Origin of the sequence: Roseiarcus sp. (assembly GCF_052145395.1) — a bacterium.
Classification (GTDB): Bacteria; Pseudomonadota; Alphaproteobacteria; order Rhizobiales; family Beijerinckiaceae; genus Roseiarcus.
Genome location: NZ_JBKQOT010000664.1, coordinates 1 through 2,689 on the forward strand (window position 1 = coordinate 1; position 2,689 = coordinate 2,689).

The window sequence follows — 2,689 nt, forward strand, 5'->3', positions numbered from 1 at the left end:
CGCAGCAGCGCCTGCAGCCGGTCGTAGAACGCGTGTCCCGGCGAGCCCGGCATCTCCGCCCACGTCGCCATCAAGTCGTCCTGAACCCCCTCCGACCGCCCCATCGCCATCGCCGATTCATCCTGCCGAAGCGCCCTAACCGCAGGGAATCCGAACTTCCAGACTTCGTCAACGGGCTGCTAGCTCATCATCGCTCAGTCCAGTCAAATCGGGCCCCGGCCCCAACGCGGGCGCGGCGGCCTCGATGGCAGGCGCGACAGCGCGGCGAACCTGCTCCGCTGTCACCTCGGCGATGGTCGGGATGCGCGATGGCCTTGCCATGTCCGGCGCGCTCACACCTGTGGCGGGCGCCGCCGGCTTGTCGGGTGGCAGGCCAATGCGCCGGACCGCGGCGTCCGCATTGCGCTGAACCGCCACAAGATCGGCGACATCGCCCTTGCCCTCGCGCAGGAACCGGCTCCGAGCCGTCTCGGCCAGGGCGACCGCCTGCGCCGCCGCATCGATCTTCAATTGGCGCATCGGCGTGATCTCGGCGCTGGCGCCCGTCAGCTCGGACGCAAACAAACGCCTCAGCGTGCTGCTGATCCTGGCCATGGCCGGCATGCCGACCGGGGTCGCCGGCGTGCTACGCGCTGCAGCGAATTACGGCTCGCCGGGGTTGTTTTCTTCGCCGACGCGCACAAGTTGAAGGCTGCGGCGGGCCGAAGCCGCCGCGAACGAATAAAAGGAGGATCGCTCATGTTCACTCGACGTTCATTCCTGCAATCGAGCGCGGCGGCTGCGGCGTTCGCGGCGAGCGCCTCTGCCGCCCGCGCCGAGAACGCGCCTGGGGTCACCGACACGGAGATCAAGATCGGCCAGACCATGCCCTACAGCGGCCCGGCCTCCGCCTATGGCGTGATCGGTCGGGCGGAGACCGCGTACTTCAAGATGATCAACGAGCAGGGCGGGATCAACGGCCGCAAGATCAACCTCATCAGCCTCGACGACGGCTACAGCCCGCCGAAGACGGTCGAGCAGGTGCGCCGCCTCGTCGAACAGGAGCAGGTCGCATTCCTCTTCAACACGCTCGGCACCCCGTCGAATCTGGCGATCCGGCAATATTGCAGCGACAACAAAGTGCCGCAATTATTTGTCGCGACCGGCGCGGCCACGTTCAGCGACCCCAAGCAGTTCCCGTGGACGATGGGCTGGCAACCGAATTACCAGACCGAGGCGAATATCTTCGCCCAGCACATCCTGCAAACCAAGCCCGCCGCGAAGATCGGCTTACTTTATCAGAACGACGGCTTCGGCAAGGACTATCTGATCGGGCTGAAGGACGGTCTTGGCGCAAACCATTCGGGCATGGTGATCAAGGAAGCGTCATACGAAACGTCCGAGCCGACGGTCGACTCGCAAGTCGTCACGCTTCAGGGCTCGGGCGCCGACGTGTTTCTCCTCGCCGCCACGCCCAAATTCGCCGCCCAAGCGATCCGCAAGGCCTTCGACATTGGCTGGAGTCCCGCCCGCTACGTGACCGACGTCTCGCAGTCTATCGCCTCCGTGATGAAGCCGGCGGGCCTCGACAAATCGAAGGGCGTGATCACCGCGGTTTACGGCAAGGATCCGACCGACGCCCGCTGGAAGGACGACCCCGGGTTCAAGCAATATGCGGCGTTCATCGCCGAATACATGTCGCCCAAGGACTTGATCGACTCGAACGCCGTGTTTGGCTTCGGCGCAGCGGCGACAATGATCCAGGTGCTCAAACAGTGTGGCAATGACCTGTCGCGCGAGAACGTCATGAAGCAGGCGGCGAACCTGAAGGACCTCGAATTGCCGATGTCGCTGCCGGGCATCAAGATCAACACCTCCCCCGACAATTTCAGCCCGATCCGTCAGGAGGCGCTCGCCTCGTTCAATGGCGAGAGCTGGGAGCAGTTCGGAGAGCTGTTCCAGGCCTGAGCGGCGCAAGGCCGCGCGCGTTCGTTCCCGCGCGCGGCCTTTCGAGGTGTCTTCCGGCTCGATTGCGCCGGGGAAGATGCGTCTCACCAGATGCGCGTCAGCAGCGCATCGAAGGCTGTGTCGGCGGAAACGATAGGAATTCTGCGCCGGAGCGCGGATGCGGCCAGGAAGCGGCCGAATGCATCGCGATGCGGCCAGTCCATCGTTCCCGCCACAAGGCCGTCCGCGGCTTCGAGCGCCGTGGCGACGCCCCGTTGGCTGTCGAGAAGATCTTTCAGCCGGTCGAGGTAGGGCGCCATTTCCGGCCACTTGCCGAGGCCCACCTTCTGTGCGATCTCCGCGTTCTCGACCACGATCAGTTCCAAGGCCAACGAGTCGGATATCGCTAAGGAGTCGGAGAATCCGATCGGCAATCTCACTGTCCTGCAGTTCGTGAACTACACCAACTTCGACGTCGGGCCGAACAAGGGCACGCAGAACATCCTCGCATTCGAGCCGGTGGTGCCGATCCATCTCAACCAGGACTGGAACCTCATCACAGGCGCGATCATTCCCGTCGTCTGGAACCCGGATCTGTCGCCGTTCCCGAGCGTGGCGGTGCTAGTCTGAGATGGACTAGAGCTTGCCGATTGCGCTCTCAGTGTCGACCGTCTCGCCCCTGAGGTTGAGCACGCGAAGCCCCGTCCCGCCATCCTCGACTGCCCTTGTCCTTCAAGAATCAAGGGCTCGTCGCTATTTCAAG

At 64.2% G+C, this 2,689-nt stretch carries 4 protein-coding genes; 2 read left to right on the forward strand and 2 right to left on the reverse strand.

Annotated elements, in window-relative coordinates; genetic code table 11:
• Positions 1 to 168: 168 nt before the first annotated feature.
• On the reverse strand, positions 169 to 594 hold the full coding sequence (locus tag ACLP25_RS22830; RefSeq protein ID WP_442471428.1) for a hypothetical protein: 426 nt from the start codon (positions 592 to 594) through the stop codon (positions 169 to 171).
• 144 nt (positions 595 to 738) lie between these two features.
• Between ACLP25_RS22830 and ACLP25_RS22835 the strand changes: the two genes are divergently transcribed.
• The gene (locus ACLP25_RS22835) at positions 739 to 1,947 is read left to right on the forward strand and encodes an ABC transporter substrate-binding protein (protein WP_442471429.1); all 1,209 of its coding nucleotides are present in this window, start codon (positions 739 to 741) and stop codon (positions 1,945 to 1,947) included.
• 83 nt (positions 1,948 to 2,030) lie between these two features.
• On the opposite strand, the gene ACLP25_RS22840 is transcribed toward ACLP25_RS22835, so the two are convergent.
• On the reverse strand, positions 2,031 to 2,300 hold the full coding sequence (locus ACLP25_RS22840) for a type II toxin-antitoxin system VapC family toxin (RefSeq protein ID WP_442471430.1): 270 nt from the start codon (positions 2,298 to 2,300) through the stop codon (positions 2,031 to 2,033).
• 79 nt (positions 2,301 to 2,379) lie between these two features.
• On the opposite strand from ACLP25_RS22840, the gene ACLP25_RS22845 reads away from it, so the two are divergent.
• Positions 2,380 to 2,556, forward strand: coding sequence for a hypothetical protein (locus tag ACLP25_RS22845; RefSeq protein WP_442471431.1), 177 nt, complete (start codon positions 2,380 to 2,382; stop codon positions 2,554 to 2,556).
• The last annotated feature ends 133 nt before the right edge of the window (positions 2,557 to 2,689 follow it).